17 protein-coding genes and 1 tRNA gene are annotated in these 25,209 nt (G+C 63.1%); 7 read left to right on the forward strand and 11 right to left on the reverse strand.

Annotation, left to right across the window (positions count from 1 at the left end; genetic code table 11):
- Nucleotides 1-183: 183 nt before the first annotated feature.
- From ACQ5BM_RS15330 to ACQ5BM_RS15355, 6 genes are all read right to left on the reverse strand, one after another.
- Complete coding sequence (locus tag ACQ5BM_RS15330; protein WP_429812640.1) at nt 184-651, reverse strand: low molecular weight phosphatase family protein; 468 nt, start codon at nt 649-651, stop codon at nt 184-186.
- Between the two features lie 13 nt (nt 652-664).
- On the reverse strand, nt 665-1,141 hold the full coding sequence (locus tag ACQ5BM_RS15335; protein ID WP_173515559.1) for a UPF0262 family protein: 477 nt from the start codon (nt 1,139-1,141) through the stop codon (nt 665-667).
- Complete coding sequence (gene hisD, locus ACQ5BM_RS15340) at nt 1,138-2,442, reverse strand: histidinol dehydrogenase (RefSeq protein ID WP_429812643.1); 1,305 nt, start codon at nt 2,440-2,442, stop codon at nt 1,138-1,140. The genes ACQ5BM_RS15335 and hisD overlap by 4 nt, the downstream gene beginning before the upstream one ends.
- A 147-nt stretch (nt 2,443-2,589) precedes the next feature.
- Nucleotides 2,590-3,030 (reverse strand): DUF2948 family protein, encoded by a 441-nt coding sequence (locus ACQ5BM_RS15345; RefSeq protein WP_429812646.1) that lies wholly within the window; start codon nt 3,028-3,030, stop codon nt 2,590-2,592.
- A 105-nt stretch (nt 3,031-3,135) separates the two neighbouring features.
- Entirely contained in the window at nt 3,136-4,428 is a 1,293-nt protein-coding gene (gene murA, locus ACQ5BM_RS15350; protein ID WP_429812649.1) for a UDP-N-acetylglucosamine 1-carboxyvinyltransferase, read from the reverse strand.
- 252 nt (nt 4,429-4,680) lie between these two features.
- Complete coding sequence (locus ACQ5BM_RS15355; RefSeq protein ID WP_429812907.1) at nt 4,681-4,875, reverse strand: hypothetical protein; 195 nt, start codon at nt 4,873-4,875, stop codon at nt 4,681-4,683.
- Between the two features lie 208 nt (nt 4,876-5,083).
- On the opposite strand from ACQ5BM_RS15355, the gene ACQ5BM_RS15360 reads away from it, so the two are divergent.
- Nucleotides 5,084-5,158 (forward strand) — tRNA-Thr (locus ACQ5BM_RS15360).
- Between the two features lie 527 nt (nt 5,159-5,685).
- Here ACQ5BM_RS15360 and pncB read toward each other — a convergent pair.
- From pncB to ACQ5BM_RS15375, 3 genes are all read right to left on the reverse strand, one after another.
- A complete protein-coding gene (gene pncB, locus ACQ5BM_RS15365; protein WP_429812652.1) occupies nt 5,686-6,990 on the reverse strand; it encodes a nicotinate phosphoribosyltransferase in 1,305 nt (434 codons plus the stop codon).
- Between the two features lie 37 nt (nt 6,991-7,027).
- On the reverse strand, nt 7,028-7,627 hold the full coding sequence (pncA, locus tag ACQ5BM_RS15370; protein WP_429812655.1) for a bifunctional nicotinamidase/pyrazinamidase: 600 nt from the start codon (nt 7,625-7,627) through the stop codon (nt 7,028-7,030).
- 175 nt (nt 7,628-7,802) lie between these two features.
- A complete protein-coding gene (locus ACQ5BM_RS15375) occupies nt 7,803-8,984 on the reverse strand; it encodes a polysaccharide biosynthesis/export family protein (protein ID WP_429812658.1) in 1,182 nt (393 codons plus the stop codon).
- 407 nt (nt 8,985-9,391) lie between these two features.
- Between ACQ5BM_RS15375 and ACQ5BM_RS15380 the strand changes: the two genes are divergently transcribed.
- The 5 genes from ACQ5BM_RS15380 to ACQ5BM_RS15400 all read left to right on the forward strand — a co-directional run bounded on the left by ACQ5BM_RS15380 (nt 9,392) and on the right by ACQ5BM_RS15400 (nt 22,280).
- On the forward strand, nt 9,392-16,900 hold the full coding sequence (locus ACQ5BM_RS15380) for a type I polyketide synthase (protein ID WP_429812661.1): 7,509 nt from the start codon (nt 9,392-9,394) through the stop codon (nt 16,898-16,900).
- Nucleotides 16,897-18,312 (forward strand): aminotransferase class I/II-fold pyridoxal phosphate-dependent enzyme, encoded by a 1,416-nt coding sequence (locus ACQ5BM_RS15385; protein WP_247958130.1) that lies wholly within the window; start codon nt 16,897-16,899, stop codon nt 18,310-18,312. Before ACQ5BM_RS15380 ends, ACQ5BM_RS15385 begins: the two co-directional genes overlap by 4 nt.
- A 96-nt stretch (nt 18,313-18,408) precedes the next feature.
- Nucleotides 18,409-19,248 (forward strand): SDR family oxidoreductase, encoded by an 840-nt coding sequence (locus ACQ5BM_RS15390; protein ID WP_429812663.1) that lies wholly within the window; start codon nt 18,409-18,411, stop codon nt 19,246-19,248.
- 97 nt (nt 19,249-19,345) lie between these two features.
- Nucleotides 19,346-20,938, forward strand: a complete 1,593-nt coding sequence (locus ACQ5BM_RS15395) for an LTA synthase family protein (RefSeq protein WP_429812666.1) — start codon at nt 19,346-19,348, stop codon at nt 20,936-20,938.
- A 31-nt stretch (nt 20,939-20,969) separates the two neighbouring features.
- Nucleotides 20,970-22,280, forward strand: coding sequence for a capsule biosynthesis protein (locus ACQ5BM_RS15400; protein ID WP_429812669.1), 1,311 nt, complete (start codon nt 20,970-20,972; stop codon nt 22,278-22,280).
- Between the two features lie 99 nt (nt 22,281-22,379).
- Here the strand turns inward: ACQ5BM_RS15400 and ACQ5BM_RS15405 are convergent, their stop codons facing one another.
- Complete coding sequence (locus tag ACQ5BM_RS15405; protein ID WP_429812672.1) at nt 22,380-23,552, reverse strand: MFS transporter; 1,173 nt, start codon at nt 23,550-23,552, stop codon at nt 22,380-22,382.
- A 48-nt stretch (nt 23,553-23,600) separates the two neighbouring features.
- Between ACQ5BM_RS15405 and ACQ5BM_RS15410 the strand changes: the two genes are divergently transcribed.
- A complete protein-coding gene (locus tag ACQ5BM_RS15410; protein ID WP_429812675.1) occupies nt 23,601-24,125 on the forward strand; it encodes an Lrp/AsnC family transcriptional regulator in 525 nt (174 codons plus the stop codon).
- Nucleotides 24,126-24,184: 59 nt separating this feature from the next.
- Here the strand turns inward: ACQ5BM_RS15410 and ACQ5BM_RS15415 are convergent, their stop codons facing one another.
- Nucleotides 24,185-25,195, reverse strand: coding sequence for a KpsF/GutQ family sugar-phosphate isomerase (locus ACQ5BM_RS15415; protein ID WP_429812677.1), 1,011 nt, complete (start codon nt 25,193-25,195; stop codon nt 24,185-24,187).
- Between the last annotated feature and the right edge of the window lie 14 nt (nt 25,196-25,209).

Consider the following 25,209-nt stretch of genomic DNA (forward strand, 5'->3'; position numbering starts at 1 on the left):
AACCGTCTAACACCGGCTTTTGCGCTTTTGTGACGGCTACGGCGCCGCGCGTCCTATCAGAGGCGCAGAGGTCGCTATAGCACTTTGAACCGCCGCATGTCTTTAGCCTCAAATCGGTTGGAATCTAAGAAGACATGCAAAAGAGCCGTCGTCGGAAACCAGCCACGGATTTCGATGAAGCTCCTAAATTTTCCCTCGTCTGTGCGAGCCGACCAACCGATGCTGGATCAGCGTCGAAAGGTGATCGCGTACGGCGCGGTAGGCATCGACGATCTGCTCGCGGGTGCCGACAGCCACCGTCGGGTCCGGCGTCGGCCAGTAGACCACGTCGACGGCCATCGAGCGAGTCAATTCGAGCGCCTTGTGGTGCGCCTCGGGCGCCAAGGTGACGATGAGGTCGAAGTAATCGTCTTCGAGTTCGTCCAGCGTGTGAGGCTGGTGACGGCCAAGGCTCAGGCCGACCTCAGCCATGACCACGTCGACAAACGGATCGCGTTCGCCGTGCCTCACACCGGCGGAGGCGACATAGGTCCCCGCTGGCAGCGCCGCCTTGGCCAGCGCCTCGGCCATCGGGGAGCGGATAGCATTCATGCCGCACATGAAGAGGACCGAGCGGTGCGTTTTCAACTGCGGTGCCTCGGTTCCCGTCATACCGGTCCCGCCTCTACCCGCGCCAATAGAGCACGCAGACGAGCGTGAACAGGCGGCGGGCGGTGTCGAAGTCCAGCCGGATCTTGCCGGACAGGCGATCCATCAGGGTCTGCGAACCCTCGTTGTGGATGCCGCGGCGGCCCATGTCGATCGCCTCGATCTGACTTGGCGTCGCCGAACGGATCGCCTCATAATAGCTCTCGCAGATCATGAAGTAGTCCTTCACGATCCGGCGGAACGGTGTCAACGAGAGGATGTGGGTGGCGACGTCGCCACCTTTTTCGGTCGAGATCGCGAAGACCAGCTTCGCATCGACGAGCGAGAGATTGAGCCTGTAAGGTCCGCCGGGATGGCCGACGGGTTCGAACAGGTTCTCTTCGAGCAGGTCGAAGATCGCAACTGCGCGCTCGTGCTCCACGTCAGGCGTCGAGCGGCCGATGGTTTCGTCCAGAACGACATCGCAGAGGCGCAGGTTGCGGTCCGCCTTCATCCAGCATCCCCGAGATTGAGGCGAATGGCGACGGAGCGCGCATGGGCCTCAAGGCCCTCGGACTTGGCGAGCACGATCGCCGCCGGCCCCAGGATCCGCAACTGCTCGGGATCAAGCCGCAGGATCGACGTGCGCTTCATGTAGTCGAGCACGCCGAGGCCGGAGGAAAAGCGCGCCGAGCGCGCCGTCGGCAACACGTGGTTGGAGCCACCGACGTAATCGCCGATGACCTCCGGCGTGTGACGGCCGACAAAGAGCGCGCCGGCGTTGCGGATCTTGGCGACCATCGGCTCGGGATCGGCAAGCGCGAGCTCGAGATGTTCGGCGGCGATGCGGTTGGCCAGCGGCACGGCCTTTTCGAGATCGGGCACGAGAATGACGGCGCCGAAGTCGCGCCAGCTTGCCGATGCGGTATCGGCGCGCGGCAGCGTCTTCAGTTGCCGCTCGACCGCATCCTCGACCGCCTGGCCAAAAGCCGGATCGTCGGTGATCAGGATCGACTGGGCGCCGACATCGTGCTCGGCCTGGGCGAGAAGATCGGCGGCAATCCAGTCCGGGTCGTTGTTGCGGTCGGCAATCACCAGCACTTCGGATGGGCCGGCGATCATGTCGATGCCGACGGTGCCGAAGACCTGGCGCTTGGCGGCGGCCACATAGGCATTACCCGGGCCGACGATCTTGGCAACCGGCGCGATCGTCTCGGTGCCATAGGCAAGGGCGGCAACGGCCTGCGCGCCGCCAATACGGTAGATTTCCTCAACGCCGGCAAGCCTTGCTGCGGCAAGCACCGCCGGGTTGATCTGGCCGCCGGTCGCCGGCACCACCATGACGATGCGGGGGACGCCCGCCACCTTCGCCGGCAGCGCGTTCATCAGCACCGAGCTCGGATAGCTCGCCGTACCACCAGGCACATAAAGGCCGACGGCATCGACCGCCGTCCAGCGCGAACCGAGGCCGACGCCCATGGCGTCCTCGTAGATATCATCCTTCGGGCGCTGGCGGGCATGGTGGGCCTCGATGCGCGTGGCTGCGACCTTGAGCGCGCCCAGAACCTCCGGCTCGACCGCCTGGATCGCCGCATCGATCTCGGCGGCGCTGACGGCCATCGGCGTCACGGCGAAATCGACGCCATCGAAACGCTTGGAGTATTCGGCCAGCGCCGCGTTACCGCGCGCGCGCACGTCGTCGATGATCGCCTTGACCACCGCATTGACGTCCTCGGACACCTCACGCTTGGTCGTCAGGAATGACGCGAACTTTTGTTCGAAGTCACCATCGAGAAAATTGAGCCTGATTGCCAAAGGGGACGTCCTTGTATGCCAGTGTCGTTCGGGTCTACAGCGCCGTGCGTTCTTGTAAGACGCGCTAAGGTCGCTGCACACTTTAAAGCTGCTGCATAATTTTGCCCTTAAATCGATGCCGATTTAAGGGACTATGCAGTAGCGGGCTCAAGCACCTTCGGGATGCTTGGGCTTGAAAGCGGTTTCCCACGCCCCGCCGGTATCCGCAAGCTGCGTTTCGATGCATTCGACGTCAAGCGCGATCGACGCATCGCCGGCAAGAACCAGTTCGAGCGTGCCTTCCGGCCCCTCGCCGCTGACCGTGAACTTGAGCGTCAGCAGGTCGAGCACCGCTTCATCGTCGCGCCGGTCAAAGCCGACCGAACGGACCGCATTCACCCGCTTGAACAGGAGCAGCGCGCGCCGACGCTCGAAAGAGCGCCGCTTGCCGTCGGCCGACTCCCAGACGAAGCGGTTGACGACGAGCGAGAACTGCTTGCGGCGGGCGTCGTATTCGAGACCCGATACCTTGAACACGGCATCCTGGACGTGGGCGGAGACGACAGCGAGATCTTCCTCGTCGAGCGCCAGCAGCTTCAGACCGTTCATGCCGTCCATTCCTTTCGTTTCGCCGCACATCATCCGTGCCACAATTGAAATGGACATAGGATGTTGCGCCTGAAACCGCAACGGTATCAGGCGCAACCGATCAAATCAGTCGCTGACGCGCTCGACATGCGCGCCGCAACGGGTGAGCTTCTCCTCGAGCCGCTCAAAACCGCGATCGAGATGATAGACGCGCGAGACCATGGTTTCGCCTTCGGCAGCAAGACCGGCTATGACGAGCGAGACCGACGCGCGAAGATCCGTCGCCATGACCGGCGCGCCCTTCAGCCGGCTGACGCCCTCGATCTTGGCCGTCTGGCCGGAGAGCGAGATCTTGGCGCCGAGGCGGGCAAGCTCCTGCACGTGCATGAAGCGGTTTTCGAAGATCGTCTCGGTGATATGCGAGGTGCCGTTCGCCTTGGTCATCAGGCCCATGAACTGCGCCTGCAGGTCAGTCGGGAAGCCCGGGAAGGGATCGGTGACGATATCGACCGGCTTGATGCCGGCGCCGTTGCGCACGACGCGGATGCCGCTGTTCGTCTCGGTGATCTCGGCACCAGCCCGGCGGATCGCTTCCAACGCGGTGTCGAGCAGCGCCATATTGGTGTCTTCGAGGATGACGTCGCCGCCGGTCATGGCAACGGCCATGGCATAGGTGCCGGTCTCGATCCGATCCGGCAGCACGCGGTGGCGAGCGCCGGAGAGCGAACGGACGCCTTCGATGGTGATCGTCGGGGTGCCCTGCCCGGTGATCTTGGCGCCCATGGCGTTCAAGCAGTTGGCGAGGTCGACGACTTCAGGCTCGCGCGCGGCGTTGCCGAGCACCGTCGTGCCGTTTGCAAGCGTCGCCGCCATCATCAGTACGTGAGTGGCGCCGACCGATACCTTCGGGAAGGTGTAGCGCGCGCCGATCAGACCGCCTTCCGGCGCCGTCGCGTTGACGTAGCCGCCGTCGATCTCGATGTTGGCGCTGAGCGCCGTCAGGCCCTCGATGAAGAGATCGACCGGGCGCGTGCCGATGGCGCAGCCGCCCGGCAGCGAAACGCGCGCCTTGCCTTCACGGGCCAGCAGCGGACCGATCACCCAGAAGCTCGCGCGCATCTTCGAGACCAGCTCGTAAGGGGCGGTCGTATCGACGATGTTGCGGCAGGTGAAATGGATGGTGCGGGCGTAGCTTTCGCCCTGGCGCTCACGGCGGCCGTTGACGGAGATGTCGACGCCATGGTTGCCGAGGATGCGGATCAGTTGCTCGACGTCGGCGAGATGCGGCACGTTTTCGAGCGTCAGCGTGTCGTCGGTCAGAAGCGACGCGATCATCAGCGGCAGGGCCGCATTCTTGGCGCCGGAAATCGGGATGACGCCGTTAAGCTGGTTGCCGCCTACAATCCTGATGCGATCCATGAGGCCTCTCGAACGGGCTTGGCCCGCCTTTCCAAAAATTTTTCGTGTTGTCTGAAGGCGCCTCTTTAGTGGAGACGCCGCGAAATTAGAAGTGCCTTGAACGCCGCGCGCCCATTCGGACGCGAAGGTCGCCATAACGGTGAAGTCGCAGCCCTCGGCCGACCCGACCGAGGGCATTTATGCAATTGGACGCCAGACGGCTGGGCCGCCCGCAAACGGGAAGGAGCCGGCGAATGCCGCCCCTCCTCCGTACTAATCTTGGGATTCGTCCGTTTTTGCGGCAGGAAGGCCGTTTGCCTCGTCGGCGGCGCCCGAACGGCGCGCCCGCATCTGCTGCTTGCGGCGCTGGAGATTGTCGCGCAAGTTCCTGGCAAGACGCGCCTTTTTCAGGTCCGCTTCGGTCGTATCCTTTTTCTTCTTCTGGCGCGTCTCGCCTTCGGCCCGCAACGCATCGGGCTCGGGCCGGCTTTTTTCGCCATCTTTGTCGTCTATCTGCATGGTCATGCATTAGCGCAAAACCAGGGTCTTCGGAAGCGGCGGGAACTTTTCTCACAGGTCTTCACGAAAAACTTTGAAAACCGGCTTGCACTCCCCGCTCAGCTATGGCAATAGCCCCCTCGCTTGATGCGGCTGACACACCAACCGGCCGCCAGATGCTGCTATAGCTCAGGGGTAGAGCACTCCCTTGGTAAGGGAGAGGCCGAGAGTTCAAATCTCTCTAGCAGCACCAGTTTCTCTCAAGATATTCAATCGCTTGCCTCTTGCACGGCCACTGCAATGCCTGGCCGGGCTTTACCATTGAACCGGCTGCTCGGCGTCAAACCTACGGACGGACTGCGAAGACTGCTCGCGTCACGAGGTTACCGATGAAACTGTGCGCGCAAAGAAGAGGCCCGGTTCCAAGCCATGAACTGAGGCGGCACGCCGCCCGACCCGACACCGGGGGGGGGGGAACGTATCTCCCGATGTCGCGTTACCGTTTCAAAGGCAGTCACGTGGAGACTTTCAAATGAAGGGCATCATTCTCTGGCTGATGGGCGTGCCGCTCATCGTCATCATTCTTCTCTACATGTTCGTGTTTTAGAGAGATAAAACGCAACGGCAGGTTGGCGCCTTAACGCAACCTTAAGATTTCACTGCCAGATTTGACATTGCGATGATGGACAGTCGCAACATCTTTGATCCCCTTTTGAAACCGGCGCCTGCCGGTTTCTTTTTTGAGCGACGGAAAGCCGCTCGCACGGAATCGCTTTGCGGCTAGACCTTGACGGCCTGTTCGACGAAATCTTCCGAGCCGAAGAACTTGAGGTAGCGCTTAACCTCGGCCGGATCGCCGGTGGCCTTGCGCGGATTGTCGGAGAGCTTGACCGCCGGGCGGCCGTCGGCTTCGCTGACCTTGCAGACGATCGAGATCGGATTGAGGCCGCTGATTTCCGTCGGGGCACAACCGGCGAAGTCGTTGGTGAGATTGGTGCCCCAGCCGAAGCTCATGCGCACGCGTCCCTCGAAATGGCGGTAGGTCTCGATGATCGTGTCGACGTCGAGGCCGTCAGAGAAGATCAGGAGCTTCTCCCGTGGGTCCTTGCCCATCTTCTTCCACCAGGCGAGGATCTTCTCACCCCCCTCGATCGGCGGCGCGCTGTCCGGGCGGAAGCCGGTCCAATCCGCAACCCATTTGGGCGCATTGCGCAAGAACGCCGCCGTTCCGAAAGAGTCGGGCAGCACGATCAGGAGGTTGCCGCCATAAAGCTGATTCCAGTCCTGCAACACCTTGTAGGGTGCAGCCGCGAGTTCCTTGTCGTTGCGGGCAAGGGCGGCCGCCACCATCGGCAGTTCATGCGCGTTGGTGCCGAGCGCTTCCAGATCCGTATCCATGGCAAGCAGCACGTTGCTGGAACCCGAAAAGGAGCTTCCGATCCCTTCCTTCAGCGCCTCGACGCACCAGCGCTGCCAGAGGAAGCTGTGCCGGCGCCGCGTGCCGAAATCGGAAATGCGCAAGTTCGGATATTGCCGGAGGCGCTCGACCTTGGACCACATCTTCGCCTTGGCGCGGGCATAGAGCACGTCGAGGGTAAAGGGCCCGAGCCCCTTCATCGCCGAGCGCGAACGCAACTCGTTGATGATCGCAAGCGCCGGGATTTCCCACATCGTGGTCTCGGCCCAGCGGCCGCTGAACGTCAGCTCGAACTGGCCGTCGCTGCGCTTCAGCTCGTATTCCGGCAGGCGGAACTTCGCAAGCCAGGCCAGAAATTCCGGCGAGAAGATCTGCTTGCGACCGTAGAACGTGTTACCGGCGAGCCAGATCATCTCCTTCTTGGAGAAGCGCAGTTCGCGCGCATGATCAAGCTGGTCGCGCAGTTCCTGCTCGTCGATCTCGTCGGCAAGCCGCACCGTCTTCGTGCGATTGATGAGCGAGAAGGTCGCATCGACATCCGGATAAAGCTGCCAGATCATCTGCAGCATCAAGAGCTTGTAGAAATCCGTGTCCAGCAGGCTGCGCACGATCGGGTCGAGCTTCCAGGCATGATTATAGACACGCCTGGCGATATCGGTCTTCGTCATTGGTGAAATCGCTCCTTCCTCAAGGCGAGGCTCGACACTAGTTCAGCTCGACACCGGCATCCCGCATGCGCGTGACCATTGCCTGAAGCGAACCGTTGAGGTCGATGCCTCGACAGGCTTCGAGAATGACGGACGTCGAGAAACCCTGCGCAACCGCATCGAGCGCAGAAAAGGCCACGCAGAAATCCGTCGCCAGCCCGCACAGCGTCACCTTCTTGATGCCGCGATCCCTGAGATAGCCCGCAAGACCCGTCGGTGTCCGGCGGTCGTTTTCGAAAAAGGCGGAATAGCTGTCGATCTGAGGCCGAAAGCCCTTGCGGATCAGGAGCTCGGCCCGCGTCCATTCGAGCATCGGGTGAAAATCGGCACCGGCGCTTCCCTGGATGCAGTGGTCCGGCCAGAGCGTCTGGGCTCCGTAGGGCATGGCGATCATCTCGAAGGGTGTCTTGCCGGGATGGCTGGAGGCAAAACTCGAATGGCCGGCGGGATGCCAGTCCTGGGTCAGCACCACATGCTCGAAACGGCCAATCAGGCCGTTGATCATAGGCACGATCTCGTCGCCGCCTGCGACGGGAAGCGCTCCGCCCGGGCAGAAATCGTTCTGCACGTCCACGACGATCAACGCGTTATCCGCCATAATTCATCCCTGCCTGCCAATGCCCATCGATCACCAAAATCGATTTAAGTCCAAGATCAATCACAGAATTTGAGCGACGACAAGCCGCTTCCGCATGCTTTGGAAATCAGGGCGATAGATAAGCGAAGGGCGCCGACCTTGCGGCCGACGCCCTGGATAAAACCATTGACCAGGATCAATTGCCGTTGATGTTGTCGGCGATCGCGAAACCGGAATTGGCAATGCCGACCGGCTGCGCGATGAAGTTGAGGAACTTCGAGAAGTCGACCGACGGATGGCGCGATGCATAGATGACGTCGCGGTTCTTGACCGGGAAGGTCTGGCCGACGATCAGGCTATCCGGCTTGCTCATATCGAAGCGGTAGACGATCGGATAGCGGCCCATGCTGTCGGTCTTCATGCCCTTGCGCAGCATCTCGTTGAAGCGTTGCTGGCCGAGCAGGCTCATGACGACATCAGGCTCTTCGTAACGGAAGATGAAGTAACCCTTCATATCGAGCGTATAGTCCGCGCCGCCGCCAGCAAGACCCATCGCCTCGAGCAGGTTCAGGTCGTTGGCGCCGAACTCGACGCGCTGGTTGGCCTTGACCGCACCGAGGATCGTGAAGCGACGCGGATCACGCGTCACGAAGATCTGGTCGCCCGGCTTGACGTGGATGTTTTCCGACGGATGTTCGATGATGGACTTCAGGAGGACCGTACCGGTCTTCTTGCCGCGCACGAGCGTGACATAGGTCTCATAGGGTTGAGCAACCGGGCCACCCGCCTTGGCGATGACCTCGTTGATCGTTTCGTCGACGAGGCTGAGCGGCACAACCGACGATTTGCCGACGGCGCCGGAAACCGTGACATTGCGCGATGCGGTGCTCATGCTGGTGACGATGACGTCAGGCTCGACTGCCTTCTGCTTCAGCGCCTCCAGGATCTCCTGGCGCGCCTGCTCCAGCGTCAGGCCGGCGAAGTTGACCGGACCGACATAGGGGATAGCGGCCTTGCCATCCGGCTGGACGACAAGATCGATGCTTGTCTGCTTGGATTCGGAGGTTGAGAAGAGGCCGTCGCTGCCGGCTTCGAAGATAGAGACCCTGAGCTGGTCGCCAACGCCGATCACGACTCGGCCGACGCCGCCGCCAATGCCGAAGCGGCGGTTGAGCGTCGAAGAAACATAGTCGGAAACGAGGCGCGCGGAGCGTCCGTCCACATCGACAATATCAAAGACGGTCGCATTCTGGCGGCCGATCTCGGCGCCCGAATGGCCGGCATCCTTGACGATCGCTCCGGCCAGCGGCCCTTCGCCCGGAACAGCCTGGCATCCCACGAGGGCGGTACAAAGCAGAAGGGCACTGACTCGTTTCAACTACGACACTCCAAATTCGACACAGCCATGATTTTACTCACAGTTCCGCGCCGCATCATCTCCCGACCGGGAATTCGCCGGTCTCTGAAAAGCACAATCGCCGTCCCACAACAAGTCACCCGAAGACCAAGACGGCCAAAATATTTGGGGCCGCGTCTTTCTGGTCATACCTTCTCTACCTTGAGCGTGGTTTATCGCCCTATCCGCCTTGGACTGGCGTTGACAGCGTGTATATCTTCAGTCTTTAGGGTTGAAAGCTAGGGACTTTAAGTTAAAAGCTGACTAATGAGGCGGAACGAATATAGCTGGGGAAAGCCCCGCAGCATGACGATTGGCGATTGCATTTCGTCCCTCGACGCGCAATCGCAGATGCAACTTTAACGGCAGTTTAGAGCGTTCGATCATATATGGCTGTTGAGATTATTGGGCGTGCATGCCTCGCCCCTGGAGCAGAATCGCCTTCGGCGTTGTTCAAACTTCTTCGTCAGGGCAAGTGCACCGTCACCAGCATTCCGTCGGATCGCTGGGACGTTGCGCGATTCTGGCATCCGGTCATGGGCACGCAGGGCAAGACCTATTCCTTCGCCGCCGGCGTCCTGGACCAGCTCTATGATTTCGACCCTGCCGTGTTTGGCATGTCGCAGCGCGAAGCCATGTATATGGATCCGCAGCAGCGCGTATTGCTGCAACTCGCCTGGCGCGCGCTCGAAGATGCCAATATCTCCGCCACCTCGCTGCAAGGTGAGAATGTCGGCGTCTATATCGGCGCATCGAGCCTCGACCACGCCAACCTGACGGTCGAAGATCCGGCCGCCGCCGGCCCTTACTTCATGACCGGCAACACCTTGTCGATCGTATCGAACCGCATCTCGCACATCTTCGGGCTCAGCGGCCCGAGCATGACGGTCGATACCGCCTGCTCCTCCTCGCTGGTCGCGCTGGACCAGGCGATGCGGGCTCTGACGGCGGGCGAAATCGACACCGCGATCGTCGGTGGCGTCAATATTCTCGCCCATCCCCTGCCCTTCGTCGGCTTTGCGCAGGCGCGCATGCTTTCGCCGGAAGGGCTCTGCCGCGCCTACGACAACGATGGCGCCGGCTATGTGCGCGCCGAAGGCGGCGTTGTCTTCATCCTGCGCCGCTCGGACCGGGCCCGCCGGGAGAAAGACCGCAGCTATGCGCGGATCGTCGCGACCGGGGTGAATTCGGCCGGACGCACCAACGGCATTTCGCTCCCCTCCCGCGAGGCGCAGGCCAACCTGCTCAGGGCAATCTACGAAGGCAATGGCATCGACGCCAACCAGGTCGCCTTTGTCGAGGGCCACGGCACCGGCACCAAGGTCGGCGATCCGGCCGAGGTCTGGTCGATCGGAACGGTCATCGGAGCCAAGCGCCGCGCACCGGTGCCGATCGGTTCGATCAAGTCGAATATCGGCCACACCGAACCCGCTTCCGGTCTCTTCGGCATGCTGAAGGCCGTGATGGCGCTCGAAAACAACTATCTGCCGGCCTCGCTACACTTCGACACGCCGAACGAGCACATCGACTTCGACGGTCTCAACGTGCGGGTCACGGCAAACCCGATCGAGCTCCTGCGCGGCAAGCGCGCCCGGCTCGCCGGCATCAATTCCTTCGGCTTCGGCGGTGCCAACGCACATGTCGTCATCAGCGATCCGGAACCGGCCGCCGACGAAAGGACGTCGAACCCGTCGTCTTCGGGCCATGTCTTCCTGGCGAGCGCCCACACGGCATCGAGCCTGGAAGCGCTTCTCAGCGACTACAAGACGGCTTTCGCACATGCTTCCAAGGGTGAGGCGCGCGCGATGATCGCCGCATCGGGTGCAAACCGCACCCATATGCGCCATCGCTTCGCCGCCCGCAGCGACCAGCCCGAAGATATCCTCCGCGCGATCGCCAGCCATCTGGAAAAGCCGGGCTCCGGCATCGGCGAGGTCGGCGAAGCCGTCGTCCGCGACGCCAAGGTCGCCTTCGTCTTCTCCGGCAACGGCTCGCAATGGGCCGGCATGGGTGTCGAAGCCTTCCGTGAAAACCTGCATTTCCGCCAGTGTTTCACGTCCGTCAGCGCGCTGTTCAAGTTCCACTCCGACATCGCATTGACCGATCTCCTCACCGATCCCGATCTCGACAAGAAGCTTGCCGACACGAAGATCGCGCAGCCGCTGCTCTTCGCGGTCCAGGCTGCCCTTTCCGATTCGCTTGTCGCCATGGGCATCAAGCCGGTCGCGGTCTTCGGTCACTCCGTCGGTGAAATCGCAGCCGCCTACGCCGCCGGCGCGCTGTCGCTCGTCGACGCCGTTTCGATCGTGGCGAAGCGCTCGCTGCATCAGGACCTGCTGGCCGGGAGCGGCACCATGGCCGCCGTGATGCTCGGCGAGGAAGCCGCTCGCGCCTTTGCCGAGGCGCGCGGTCTCGACGACATCTGCGTCGCCGCGGTCAATGCCCATAACTCCGTGACGATATCGGGACCGGCAGACCAGATCTCGACCTTCCGCGACGCTGCGCGCAAGGCGAAGATTCCGGTCCAGATCCTCGACATCAACTATCCCTTCCACCATCCGATCATCGATCGGGCGAAGGACGCCTTCCTCTCCGATATTCCGGACATCGCACCGCGCCGCACCGAGCTCGCCTATCTTTCGACGGTCACGGGCGCCGCACTCGAGGGCACGCAGCTTGATCCGGACTACTGGTGGAAGAACGTGCGCGAGCCGGTCCGCTTCCAGGCGGCGGCCGAGGCCGCAATCGAGATGGGTTGCCGCCTGTTCATCGAAATTTCGCCGCGCCCGATCCTGTCCTCCTATGTGAAGGAGACGATCAAGCAGGCCGCGGCCCCGGGCATGGTCGTGCCGACCCTTTTGCGGGATGTCGGTGAAACCGGCCAGGATCCGATCTCGGCGGCGATGGCGCGCGCCGTCGCGCACGGCGCGGTCGTCGACACGACCCGTGTCTTCGGCAAGCGTAACGCATCGATCGCGCTACCCAGCCTGCCGTTCGAGCCGGTCGAACTGCGCCCCGCAGCCACGACGGACGCCACCGACCTCTTCGGCCGAACCGCCAAGCCCTACCGCCTGACCGGTTGGCGCAGCGACCCGAACAGCGGTAGCTGGAAAAACCACGTAGACGCCCATCTCTTCCCCGACCTCGCCGAACACGTCGTGGACGGCAAGGCGATCCTGCCAGGCAGCGGTTTCATCGAAATCGCCGTCGCTGCTGCGCAGCAGTTCTACGGCAGCGACGAGGTCGAGATCACCAATCTGGAGATCGTTCGTCCGCTGGAACTCAGCGATACGAAGATCATGGAACTGTCGACGGTGCTTTCGCCGGAGACCGGCGACATCGAGATCCGCTCGCGCGAGCGGCTTTCGGAAGACGATTGGGCCGTGCATGCGGTTGCCCGCTGCCGCAAGCCATTGCCGGCCGAGGAGCGCGCCTATCCGTCGCTCGCCGGCTTGGCGAAGACCGCAACGGTTGCGCCTGCGCGCGCCTATGAGACGGCAAAACAGTTCGGCCTCGACTACGGTCCGCGCTTCCAGTTGCTGGCCAAGGCCGTTGCCTATGGCGACCGGCTGGTCGATGTCGAGCTGAAAACGCCTGATGCTGCCGGCCACCCGCTCGTCACCTACGCCTTGAACCCGATCTCTGTCGACGCGACCTTCCACGGTCTCGTCGCCCTCTTCGATCGTTTCACCGGCGACAAGAGCGGCGCCCCCTACATCCCCGTTCGCTTCGGTTCGGTGCGGGTCGTCAACGGCAGCCAGCCAATCGCGCGCGCGATGATCGAGATCGAGCGCGTCAGTGCCAATTCGATCAAGGCAAAATTCCATTTCTTCGACAAGTCGGGCGCACCGGTCGCACATTTCGAGGATTGCCGCTTCCGCCGGACCTATCTGCGCAAGCACAAGACGCTCGATGCGCTGTCCTTCCACTACGAGGCAGTGCAATCGGAAGCCGCACTGCCGGGCCTGCAGACCAAGTCACCGGCGCCGATCAAGATCGCCATGCCCGCCGCCCGCGAAGCCGGCGTCGACAACACGACCTTGCTCTTCAACGCGGCCATCTACCGTGCCTGCCAGGAGATTGCCCTCAAACTCGCCAGGGGTCGATCGACCATCCAAGGCAACAGCCTTCCTGGCGATTTTGCGTTCCAGTGTTTCCTGACGAGCTGCCTCTACGTGCTGGAAGACGCCGGTCTCTGCGAGCACAAGGACGGCGTCTGGACTGTTGCTCAAGACTTCAACTTGCCAGGCGTCCCGGAGATCCTGCGCGAACTCTACGGTGAGCGGTCCGACCGCGCCGTCGAGGCGGTATTGATCAACAATGCCTATGCGGAGGCCCTTGCGCGCCTCGATGCTCTCCAGGCCGGCGACGAAGCGGCTCTTGGCGCCAACTTCATCAGCGACGCGACGCTCGATCATCAGGCCGTCCACTCGGAAGCGAGCCGGGAACGAATGGCGTTCGTTCTCGAAGTGCTCGAAAAAGCCCTCACCGCACAACCTGCCGGTGCTCGCCTTCGCATCGTCGAACTCGGCAGCGTCTCGTCCGCCTTCACCCGCCGCCTGGCGACGCTCGCCGAAAAGCACGGCGCAAGCCTCACTGCCTTCGAAGCGCGGGACAACGCCCAGCGCGGCCTTGAGCTCGCCTTCGAGAACGATGCCCATGTGCGCATTCTCAAGAAGGGTGAACTCGCGACGCTCACGTCCTTCGACCTCGTCGTCAGCGCCTCCGATGGGCTCTACAGCCTGATCGAGGACGACGTGACGGTGCGTACCGCACTTCGCTCGGCGCTGCGCGGCACCGGCGGATTGATAGCCGCCGTCAGCGCGCCGTCGCTGTTCAACGATTTCGCCCTCGGACTTTCCGAAGGATGGTTCGCCCGCAGCCAGACTGCGGAATTCCCGATCGGCAATCTTGCGGCCGTGCCGCACTGGCAGAAGTGCCTCGGCGATCTCGATCTGCGCGACGTCAATATCGCCGACCGCGAATGCGCGAGCGGCAATGTCATCGTGCTCGAAGCGCGCGGTGCCGCCGCGGCTTCCGTGACTGCCGAGGCACCGGTTACCGGCGCCTATCTGCTGCTGCAGATCGCGGGCGACAAGGGCAGCGCGCCTCCGGCACCGGCTATTCCGGTCGATCTCAGCGGTGATATCGCAGCCGACAAGGCGGCGCTTCTCAGCAGCTTCGAGGCCCTTGGCGGACAGCCGCTCCGGGCAATCTTCCTTGCGTCGCCGACCGCTCAATCCCGGGCGGACGATTCCGCTTCGCTGCAGACGCAGATCCTTGCTCTCGGCGCCTTCGCCGAAGCCGTGCGTCAGCATGTCGGAGGAGCCGAACCGGCCGGCGACGGCCGCCCGCGGCTCGTCCTCGTCGCGCCGGGCGGAGCGCCGATCGCGAGCCGGGCAACGGGCGCAACGGTTGCAAGCGATGGCGTCAATGCCGGTCTCTGGGCCTTCGCCCGCGTGCTTCAGAACGAATACGAGTTCATCGATGTGCACGCGCTCGATATCGACGGTTCTCCGACCACGATCGAGCAGATCGCGGCAGCGTCTCCACTGCTCGGCAGTGCCAGCGCCAACCGCGAGTGGCTGCTCGAGGGAGAAGACGCGGCGCTTTCCGAAATCCGCGCCGTGCCCGGCCCGGTCGACAACGCCCATGCGGCGATCGATAGCTTCAAGGCCGCAACCATCCGCCAGCGCGTCAGCTCGCAGGTGGGCAGCATCGTCTGGGAGGATAGCGACATTCCCGCCGCAGGTCCGGGTGAAGTCGTCGTCGCGGTTGCGGCGACCGGCCTCAACTTCCGCGACGTGATGTGGGCCATGGGTCTGCTGCCCGAAGAGGCGCTCGAAGATGGTTTCGCAGGCGCGACGATCGGCATGGAACTCTCCGGCCACGTGGTTGCCGTCGGCGCAGGCATCGACGACCTCGTCGTCGGCGACGCCGTCATGGCGATCGCATCCTCAGCCTTCTCGACCCATGCCGTCGTCTCGCGCGCCGGCGTCGCCAGGCTGCCGCAGTCGGTAAGCCCGGTTGCCGCGGCAACGGTGCCTGTCGCGTTCCTCACGGCCTACTACGCCATGGTGGAACTTGGCCGCATCCAGCCAGATGAGACGATCCTCATCCACGGTGCTGCCGGCGGTGTCGGCCTTGCCGCACTGCAGGTCGCCAAGCTCAAGGGCGCCAAGGTCATCGCCACGGCTGGCACGCGCGAGAAGCGCCGTTTCCTGTCGATGCTCGGCGCCGATCATGTCTTCGATTCCCGCTCGCTCGGCTTCGTCAACGACGTTCGCGCGGTCACGGACGGAGAGGGTGTCGACCTCGTCCTGAACTCGCTCTTTGCCGAAGCCATGGAACAGAGCCTGGCGCTGGTGAAGCCTTTTGGCCGCTTCCTCGAACTCGGCAAGCGCGACTATTATGCCGACAGCAAGATCGGTCTTAGGCCCTTCCGCCGCAATGTCAGCTATTTCGGCATCGACGCCGACCAGTTGCTGGTCAACCAGCCGAAGCTCACCAAGCGGATCTTCACCGAGATCGGTGCGTTGTTCGAAGAGGGCAAGCTGACACCGCTTCCCTACCGTGCCTTCGACTTCGACGAAATCGGCAACGCCTTCCGGCTGATGCAGAATGCCGGTCATATCGGCAAGATCGTCGTGCTGCCTCCGGTTAGGGGCAAGCATCGCGTCGCCAAACGCCCGCATGGCGGCATGAAGGTCGACCCGAACGGCATGCATCTCGTCGTCGGCGGCATCGGTGGCTTTGGTCTCGCTGCTGCCAACTGGCTCGTCGAAAAGGGAGCGACGAAGATTGCGCTCTGCTCGCGCCGTGGGCAGGCAGATGCCGAAACGACGGCGATGATCGAAGTCTGGGCGAAGGCCGGCGTCTCAGCCACCGTACACGCCTGCGACGTCACCGATCCGGTGGCGACAGAGCGTCTCCTGAAAGAGTTGCGGGCGATTGCACCGCTCCGTTCGATCGTCCACGCCGCGATGGTGCTCGACGACGCGCTGATCAGCAATCTCAATCGCGAGCGCAACCGCCCGGTCATCGACACGAAGGCCAAGGGTGCCGCCGTTCTCGATCGGCTGACCAACGAGGACAAGCTCGACAACTTCATCCTGTTCTCGTCGGCGACGACGCTCGTCGGCAACCCCGGACAGGCGAACTACGTCGCCGCCAACGGCTACCTCGAAGGCCTCGCCCGCGCCCGACGCGCCCGCGGCCTTGCCGGTCTTGCCGTCGGCTTCGGCGCGATCGCCGACAAGGGTTACCTGGTCCAAAACACGGATGTGAACGATCTGCTCTCCAAGCGCATCGGCAAGACGGCGCTGAAGGCACAGACGGCACTCGACATGGTCGAGAGCCACCTGGCCTTCGATCCGGGCACTGTCGATGCGGCCGTGGTCATGATCTCGGAGATCGACTGGTCGGCCGCGCGCAATCTGCCGGTTGCCCGCAACGCCCTCTTCGAAGTCATCCTTCGCAGCGCCGACCAGCACGCCACCGGCGGCGAAGGCGCCAAGATGGACCTCGTGGCGATGATCGAAGGCAAATCGCCGCAGGAAGCCGAGGACATTCTCTTCGACCTCGTCGCCGGAGAGATCGCCGGGATCCTGCGCGTGTCCAAGGATACGGTCACACGAGCCAAGGTGCTGAAGGAAATCGGCCTCGACAGCCTGATGGCGGTGGAACTCGGCATGAGCTTCCAGCAGAACACCGGCTTCGACATGCCGCTCAGCGGCGTCGCGGACAACACGACAGTTGGCGATGTCGCCCGCAAGCTCTATGAAAAGGTGAGCAAGCGCGACCAGAGCGACGATGCCGAGCCCGCCGATGACAAGATCGTCAGCGAACTCGCGCAGCGGCATGTCGGAACGGCGAAGGAAAAAGCACAGAGCCAATGAGCACGAACGGAAACGGCCCAGGCGCATCCAAGATGACCAGCAGCCTCAAGGAGAACCTGCTGGACCGGATGAGAAACACGCATCAATCCTCCGAGCGCAACCGCATGGCGCGCTCGGAGCGGGAGATGCCGCCGCCGGCGCGCCGGCAGCAGGCCCGTTTCGAAGACCTGCCGGAATACAAGCAGGTCATGACTCAGAAGTTCGCGAGTGAGCAGCTCGGCATCGCCAATCCGTTCTATCGCGCGCACCAGACCGCGGCCGGGGCGACCACCGTCATCGACGGCCGCAAGCTCATCAACTTCGCCTCCTACGACTATCTCGGTCTCAACCGCCATGCGGAAGTTCTGGCAAAGGCAAAGGACACGATCGGCACCTTTGGGATCTCCGCCTCGGCCAGCCGTCTCGTCGCCGGCGAGCGGCCCGTGCATGTGGCGCTCGAAGAGAAGATCGCGAGCTTCTACGGCGTCGATGCCGCCGTCTGCTTCGTCAGCGGCTATCTGACCAACGTCGCCGCCATCAGTTGCCTGATGGGCCCGAAGGATCTCGTCGTCCATGACGAATTCATCCACAACAGCGCGCTTGCCGGCATCAAGCTCTCTGGCGCGACCCGGCGGCTGTTCAAGCACAACGACGTCGCCGATCTCGAGCACGTGCTGCGCACCGTCGCCGGCGACTATCGCCGCATCATGGTCATCGTCGAGGGCATCTACTCGATGGACGGTGACGTTGCCGATCTGCCGGCTCTTCTGAAGCTCCGGGCCGAATACGGTTTCTGGTTGATGGTCGACGAGGCGCATTCGCTCGGCGTCCTCGGGAAAACCGGCCGAGGGCTTGCCGAGCATTTCGGCGTCGATCCGCACGAAATCGACATCTGGATGGGCACGCTTTCAAAGACCACATCGAGCTGCGGCGGTTACATCGCCGGCAGCGAAGCGCTGGTCGAGGTGCTGAAGGCATCTGCCGGCGGCTTCGTCTACAGTGTCGGGCTTGCGCCCGTGCTGGCGGCAGCTGCGACCGCGAGCCTGGACGTGCTGGAGCGCGAACCGGCGCGGACGGCGGCGCTGCGCCGCAATGGCGCCCTCTTCCTGAAGCTTGCCAAGGAAGCGGGCCTCGACACCGGCCTTTCCAGCGGCTTCTCCGTCGTGCCAGTCATCGTCGGCGATTCCCTACGGGCCGTTCAGCTTTCGAACGACCTGCTTGCCGAGGGGGTCAATGCACTGCCGATCATCCACCCGGCGGTGCCCGAGGGGCTTGCGCGCCTGCGCTTCTTCATTACCAGCGATCATACGGAAGAGCAGATCCGCCGGACCGTAACGCTGACGGCCGAACGGCTGACGGACCTCACCGAACGCAATTTCGGACTTGGCGGCATCGACATCGATCAGATGATGAAGGCGCTCTCGGCGCGCTGACCCGAGATCAGCATTGCCACCGCATTGTTTTCGCGCAATTCCGGACGCAAAAGCGCTTCGGACTTTCCTGGAATTGCTCTTGGGCGGGATATCAGCATGACGCATGTGATCATCACCGGTGGCTCGAGCGGGATCGGATTCGCAGTTGCATCGATCTACGCGGCCCGGGGCGCCCGCGTCTCGCTGATCGCGCGCTCTCGCGACCTATTGGAGCGGGCGCGCGCGGACCTCGCCCAATTGAGCGGGAGCGGCTCCGACAATATCAGGATCGAACCTGCGGATGTCGCCTCGGAAGACGAGCTCATTGCGGCAGTCCGGAGATGTGAAGCCGTCTTCGGACCGTGCGACATCCTCATCACATCGGCCGGCATCGTCGAGCCAGGGCGCTTCGAGGAGCTCGACAGCGCGTCATTCCGGCGTCAGATCGAAACCAATTTCTCCGGCACGGTGCATGCGGTCCGTGCGGTCTATGACGGCATGAAGCAACGTGGCCATGGCCGGATCATGATGATCTCATCCGGCGCCGGCCTCATCGGCATCTATGGCTATTCCGCCTATTGCGCGTCGAAGTTCGCGCTCCACGGTTTCGCTCAGGCGCTGCGGTCGGAAGCCCGTGCCCACGGCGTCGGCGTCTCCGTGTGTTTTCCGCCGGATACGGAGACACCGCAGTTTCAGCGCGAGCTCGCGAGCCGGCCCGCGGAAGCGGCCAAAATCATGGGCACGGTCCGTCCCTGGCCGGCGGACGCCGTGGCGAAGGCGATTGCCAGGGGGATCGATCGGGGGCGGTTCGAAGTCTATTTCGGCACCACGCTCTTTCTGCTCGGTCGCTTCGCGCCCGCCGTCCGCCCCTTGCTCAACTGGTGGTTCGACAGGGCGATTGCGCGTTGCGGCAACACCGCCGCGCATAATGGTGGAGTGTCGGAGCGACGGACCTGACAACGCTTGTACGACCAAGCGATAAGATTTAAGTGTCGGGCGGATGCTGTGCCGCATGAAGCGGCGTCGGCCGGCATGAAGACATGAAGGTTTCCGCTTGGCGTTGCTTCCCTTTCAACTGCACGACTATCCCATAACACTGACGCTTAGTTGTTATCTGCTGTCCTGTGCAGTGATCTTCTTCACCGACCGATTTGCGCTTCCGAAGCGGGAGCGGCGCGCCCATCCCTCGCCGTTCGGGCGGACGCAGGACGTGGTCGACGCGCTCGCGCGCCTGCCGGTCATCGCGCTGGTCTTTGCCGGTTTCTTCGCCGGCTCGTGGCGACCGCTTTATGCCGCAGCCGGCACGATGAGTTTCTTCATCATCTTCACCGGCATTTCCCGCGCCAAGTTCAAGTTTATCCGCGAACCGCTGATCTTTTCGGATATCGCGCTCGTCGTCGACGTGTTCAAGTACAAGACGATATTCTACGCGAGCTCGTTGAACGTCGTCTTCTGGACCGTCGCCTTCCTCTATGTCTTCGGCGTGTCCGGCCTCTACATGTATTTCGAGCCGGCCATCCTCCCGGACCGGGGCAAACTGTTCTGGATCCTGCTGATGCTCGGGATCGCCTACGGTCCATGGCTCCTATTGTTCTATGGCCCGGTCAACCGGCCCACGGCAGCGCTGGTGCAAAGGCTGCTGAAGGTGCTCGACGTCAAGATGAACACGGTGCGTTTCGGCACCTTCGGCTCGGTCGTCTTCCGCTTTATCGTCTGGCTTGGCGTCCGGCGGGAGAAGATCGTCGCGGAACTTTCGGAGATCGTCAGAGCCGCCGTGCACGACCTTATTGGCGATGACGGCTCACCGCTGATCGTCGTCTGGCAGTCCGAATCCTTCATCGATATGCGGCACTTCGGCGTCGAGACCTTGAAGATGCCGACGCTGGACCGGCTGCGGCGCGAGGCGGTGCAATGGGGCCGGCTGAGCAGCGTGTTCGAAGGCGGCTATACGCTGCGCACCGAGTTCGCGGTCATCAGCGGCCTCGTGCCTGACGACATCCACGTCGACGCCAGCTACCCCTATCTCAGGGCCTCGCATTATGCCGACGTGGTCTGGCCCGGAAAGATGAAGCGTGCCGGTTGGAACACGCATTTCATCCATCCCTATGACCGCACCTTCTTCCTCCGGCACAAGGCGATGCCGCAGCTCGGTTTTTCGAAGCTGACAATGCTCGACGGTTTCGACCATCGGCCTGAGAGAGACGGGCCGTACGTCTCCGACGAGAAACTCGCGGCGAAAGTGATCGACGCATGCGACAAGCTGCCGGAGGACGAAAGCGGCTTCGTCTTCGTCGCGTCCATGGCCAATCACGGCCCATGGGAGCCGGGTCGCGTCGGTGATCTTACCAAGCCCGTCGATATCTACCTGGCCATTCTGGAACAATCAGACGCAGCGCTGAACACCCTGAGCGAGCACCTCGACAAGCTGGACCGCCCGGTCTGGCTGGTCTTCTACGGCGACCATGCGCCGCTGCTCAAGTCCTTTGCCGACCCCTTCCCCGACCCGCGCACCGACTACCTGATCGTGCCGCTTGCCAAGGCAAAGTCGTCCACCCACAAGCCGGTGGAGCCGAGCAACGTCGAAGCCTGGAATCTGATCGAGGCCCTGCTGAACCACGCCAACCTCAGAAAGGATACGCTGCGATAGCGGCGGTGGTGGACGGATGGAAAACGCTTCGATGACATCGACTGGGGCGGTCGATCGGCCAAAGCGACGAGTGTTCCTGTTCCTGCAGGGCCCGTCCTCGCCGATTTTCCGCAAGATCGCCGATCGGCTCGAAGCTCGTGGACACACCTGTCTGAGAATCAACCTCAATGTCGGCGACCAGATCATCTGGGGCCGCAAGGGTGCCTCCAACTATCGCGGCACGGCAGCCGACTGGCCAGCCTATCTCGAGGCATTCATCGCGCGCCATGGCGTCACCGATATGCTGCTGCTCGGCGAGGAACGTGCCTACCACCAGGTGGCAACCAAGGTCGCGCGCCGCCGAGGTGTGGCAGTCGCCATCGTCGAAATGGGGTATCTTCGGCCGGACTGGCTGACGCTCGAGCGCGACGGCATGTCCTCAAATTCGCATTTCCCCTCCGACCCCGCGCGCATTCTTGCGGCGGCAGCGGGCGTGCCGGAGCCGGACTGGCGCAAGCATTACAGCCAGACGTTCCTGGCGGATGCGAGCTACGACCTGCTCTACAATCTGCCGAACGTCTTTCTCTGGTTCCTGTTTCCGCACTATCAGCGCCACGCGATCTTCCATCCGCTTGCCGAATATGCGGGCTGGATCCGCCGGCTCCTGTGCGAAAAGAAACGCAATGCCGAAGCCGAGGCGACTGTCGCCAGATTGCTCTCGCAGGACGCACCCTATTTCGTCTATCCGCTGCAGCTCGAAACCGATTTCCAGCTCAGGGCACATTCGCCGTATCTCAGCCAGAAGGACGCAATTGCCGAGGTCCTCGGCTCCTTCGCAACCTTCGCTGCCAATGACGCGCGCCTCGTCTTCAAGGTGCATCCGCTCGACAATGATCTGATCCCCTGGCGCAGGATCGTCAAAGAACGAGCGGCCGCCCTCGGCCTGAACGGTCGCGTCTTCTACCTCGACGGCGGTAATCTCGATAGGCTTGGAGAGGCAAGCGCAGGCATGGTCACGGTCAATTCGACGGCGGGCCTGCACGCGCTGAAGCAGGGGCGGCCGGTGAAGGTGCTCGGCACAGCGGTGTTCGATATCGCAGGACTGACCGACCAGCAACCGCTCGACGCTTTCTGGCGCGCGCCGCAGGCGCCGGAAGCGGAATTGGCCAAGGCGATGTTCCGTCTGCTCGCAGCCTCGATCCAGGTTCGCGGCAATCTCTATTCGCGCGCGGGGACCGATGCCGGCGCCGAGGCGATCGCCAAGCGGCTGCACGAAAACAGCCTCAATCAGCCAGGCGCCTTCGTCGACCCGCCGCCGCGCCGAAAGCCGGAAAAGCGGCCGAGGATCACCCCTCCCCTGTGAAGAAAACGGGCGCGGTGGCGGACCGGTCAAATGACGCCCTAGGTCTTTGATTCCAGAGCATCTTTCCGCTTCAAGTGATGCACTCGAGAGCGGGATGCTCTAGCGCCGCGCGGTGGCGACGGCGAAAGCGGCCAACAGCATCAAGCCCGCGGCGACCAAGGGCAGCACGAAGAAAGCTGCCCGGGCATAGACCACGCCGAAGCCTATCGTGCCGACAAAGAGGGCGAGATAGGTGACCCCGCTGTTCAGCCCCATGATCGCGCCGCGCCTGGCAGGATCGAGCCCGGTAAGCCGCATGATGAGCACGTTCAATCCGAAATGATTGGCAAGCCCCCAAAGGAAAACGACGACCAGCATGCCGGCATAGAAACCGCTCACCACCGCCATTGCAACATAAACGCCGCCTACTGCCAGGAAGATCAACGGCAACAATCGACCCGCGCCAAAGCGATCGATCAGGCGATCGAGGAAAGCGGCGGCGCCGAACCCGAAGCCGTAGGAAACAGCGATGAGACCGTTTGCGGTGACAGGCAGGCCGAGTGCGGCATGCAGATGCTCGCCGATATAGGCGTAGACGCCATAGAAGGCGGCCATGAAGGCGGCGCAGGCGACCAGCAGCGGCGCGACGCCGCGAACACTTAGCGCTGCCAGCGGCGATGTCACTCTGCCGGTGGCACCTTCCTGCACGGCTGCAAACTTGACGACGGCGCAAGCAATCATCGTCGCGGCGGCGACAATGACATAGACCGTGCGCCAACCGGTAAGATCGGCGATCGCGGCCGATAGCGGCACGCCCGCCACCATGCTGAGCGTCCAGCCGGTCAGTACCAGACCGATCGTCTCGCTCTCGCGTCCGGCCGGCGCAATGACCGAGGCCAGCGTATAGATCGAAGGCAGTGCAATACCTGCGGCGAGACCGACGACGAGCTGAGTGGCGACAAGGAACGCAAGCGACGGCGCCAGCGCACTGCCGCCAAGCCCCGTAGCCAGAAGCAAGAGGGCCGCAGCCAACATGCGGCGCGGGCCGTAACGGTCGATGAGGCGGCCGAGAAAGACGGCACTGACGGCCGTGCCAAGGCCGAAAGCGGCGGAGGCCGTCATGACGCCGGGGACGTCGGCGCCGAGGCTTCGCGCCACTTCCGGCGCGATCGGCCCAAGCGCGAGCGAGTTGGAACCGATGACGCCGATGCAGATGGTGAGCACATAGGCAAAGGGCGGGATGCGCGCCCTGTCCACGGATCGATCAGGAATGGATTGATTGATGTTCGTCATTACCTCATGTTTGCAGAATGAAATTCAGCCGCAAGAGGAAACATCGGAATGGATCAAAATACAGATGACGTTCGGCGGAAGCGTCAGCCGGAGCGCGACCTCGACGCGATGGACCGAAAGCTATTAGGCGTTCTGGTCGAGGATGCGACGACGAGCTACGTCGAGCTTGGCGAACGGGTCGGGCTTTCGCCGCCGGCGGCACATGAACGGGTGAAGCGCCTCAGGCGTTCGGGAGCAATCCGCCGGGTGGCGGCGCTGATCGACCCCGAGGCCGTCGGCAAGACGTTGCTTGCCTTCGTCCATGTAGACACGACCGGCTGGGGGAAGACCCAGGCGCTGCTTGCCATCGAAGAATGCCCCGAGGTGGAGGAGATCCACTCGGTCGCCGGCGATACCTGCATGCTGCTCAAGGTCCGCACCGAAAACACGCACGCGCTCGAGGGGCTGCTGGCGCGCCTCTACGACACGCCAGGCGTCAAGGCGACGCGCAGCTACGTGGTGCTTTCAACCTATCTGGAGCGACCCGTCCAGCCGTGCACGACGAGCGACTGGCCCGCCGTGGTGAAGGACTAGGGCAGCTTCCGCGAGGCGCACGGCGGTCGCAGGAGCAGCCTCTTGCGACCGCCGTGCGCTCAGACGACGCCGGCGCGCAGCAGGTCGTGAATGTGCAGGATGCTGACAGGCGCCCCGCCATCGTCGACGACGAACAGCACCGTCACCTTGTGCTGCTGCATGAACTCCATGGCGCCGCTCGCGAGCACGTCGCCGCGGATCACGCGCGGATTGCGCGACATCACCGCCTCGACCGGCTGCAAGAGCAGATCGCCCGACATATGGCGGCGCAGGTCGCCGTCGGTGATCACGCCGACGAGCTTGCCATTGTCCTCGACGATGCCGACGACGCCAAAACCCTTCGACGACATTTCGATGAGGGCCTCGCTCATCGGCCGACCGGTCTCAAGGAGCGGCATCTGCGCACCCTCGTGCGCCAGTTCGCGGACCAGCCGCAATTGTGCGCCGAGCTTGCCGCCGGGATGGAATGTCTTGAAGTCTTCCGCCGAAAAACCGCGACGTTCCAGAAGCGCAATCGCCAGCGCGTCGCCGACGGCGAGCTGCAGCATGGCCGACGTCGTCGGCGCGAGGCCGTGCGGGCAGGCCTCCTGCACCTTGGGCAGCACGATCGGCACTTCGGAGTTCCGCGCGAGCACGCTCTCGCGGTTCGCACAGATCGAGACGATCGGCACGTTGAAGCGCTTGGCGTAGGTGAGCATGTTGGCGAGCTCGGCCGTCTCTCCCGACCAGGAGAGCAGGATCAGCACGTCCTGGGAGGTGACCATGCCGAGGTCACCATGGCTCGCTTCCGTCGGATGCACGAAATAGGCGGAGGTGCCCGTCGATGCCAGGGTCGCGGCGATCTTGCGGCCGATATGGCCGCTCTTGCCGACGCCGGAAACGACCACGCGTCCCTGGCTCTCGCCGATCAGTTCGACGGCATTGACGACGCTGCGGGCAAAGACTTCGTCGGTGCCGAACTGTTCCGCCAGCGCCTTGATGCCGGTCATCGCGGTCGTCAGTGTCCGGCCGATCGACTCCAAAGCCGCGACCGCGGTGCGCTCACGCGCCGATGCTTGTCTCAAACCCATGATGACCCCGATTC

Origin of the sequence: Ensifer sp. B1-9 (assembly GCF_050474445.1) — a bacterium.
In the GTDB taxonomy this organism is placed as follows: domain Bacteria; phylum Pseudomonadota; class Alphaproteobacteria; order Rhizobiales; family Rhizobiaceae; genus Ensifer.

What these genes read in the sequence shown, in the direction of transcription:
- ACQ5BM_RS15335 (WP_173515559.1), bottom strand. Translation starts at nt 1,141, where the DNA reads ATGAAGGCGGACCGCAACCTGCGCCTCTGCGATGTCGTTCTGGACGAA.
- ACQ5BM_RS15415 (WP_429812677.1), bottom strand. Translation starts at nt 25,195, where the DNA reads ATGGGTTTGAGACAAGCATCGGCGCGTGAGCGCACCGCGGTCGCGGCT.
- ACQ5BM_RS15345 (WP_429812646.1), bottom strand. Translation starts at nt 3,030, where the DNA reads ATGAACGGTCTGAAGCTGCTGGCGCTCGACGAGGAAGATCTCGCTGTC.
- ACQ5BM_RS15385 (WP_247958130.1), top strand. Translation starts at nt 16,897, where the DNA reads ATGAGCACGAACGGAAACGGCCCAGGCGCATCCAAGATGACCAGCAGC.
- pncB (WP_429812652.1), bottom strand. Translation starts at nt 6,990, where the DNA reads ATGACGAAGACCGATATCGCCAGGCGTGTCTATAATCATGCCTGGAAG.
- ACQ5BM_RS15330 (WP_429812640.1), bottom strand. Translation starts at nt 651, where the DNA reads ATGACGGGAACCGAGGCACCGCAGTTGAAAACGCACCGCTCGGTCCTC.
- murA (WP_429812649.1), bottom strand. Translation starts at nt 4,428, where the DNA reads ATGGATCGCATCAGGATTGTAGGCGGCAACCAGCTTAACGGCGTCATC.
- ACQ5BM_RS15405 (WP_429812672.1), bottom strand. Translation starts at nt 23,552, where the DNA reads ATGACGAACATCAATCAATCCATTCCTGATCGATCCGTGGACAGGGCG.
- ACQ5BM_RS15390 (WP_429812663.1), top strand. Translation starts at nt 18,409, where the DNA reads ATGACGCATGTGATCATCACCGGTGGCTCGAGCGGGATCGGATTCGCA.
- pncA (WP_429812655.1), bottom strand. Translation starts at nt 7,627, where the DNA reads ATGGCGGATAACGCGTTGATCGTCGTGGACGTGCAGAACGATTTCTGC.
- ACQ5BM_RS15410 (WP_429812675.1), top strand. Translation starts at nt 23,601, where the DNA reads ATGGATCAAAATACAGATGACGTTCGGCGGAAGCGTCAGCCGGAGCGC.
- ACQ5BM_RS15380 (WP_429812661.1), top strand. Translation starts at nt 9,392, where the DNA reads ATGGCTGTTGAGATTATTGGGCGTGCATGCCTCGCCCCTGGAGCAGAA.
- ACQ5BM_RS15400 (WP_429812669.1), top strand. Translation starts at nt 20,970, where the DNA reads ATGACATCGACTGGGGCGGTCGATCGGCCAAAGCGACGAGTGTTCCTG.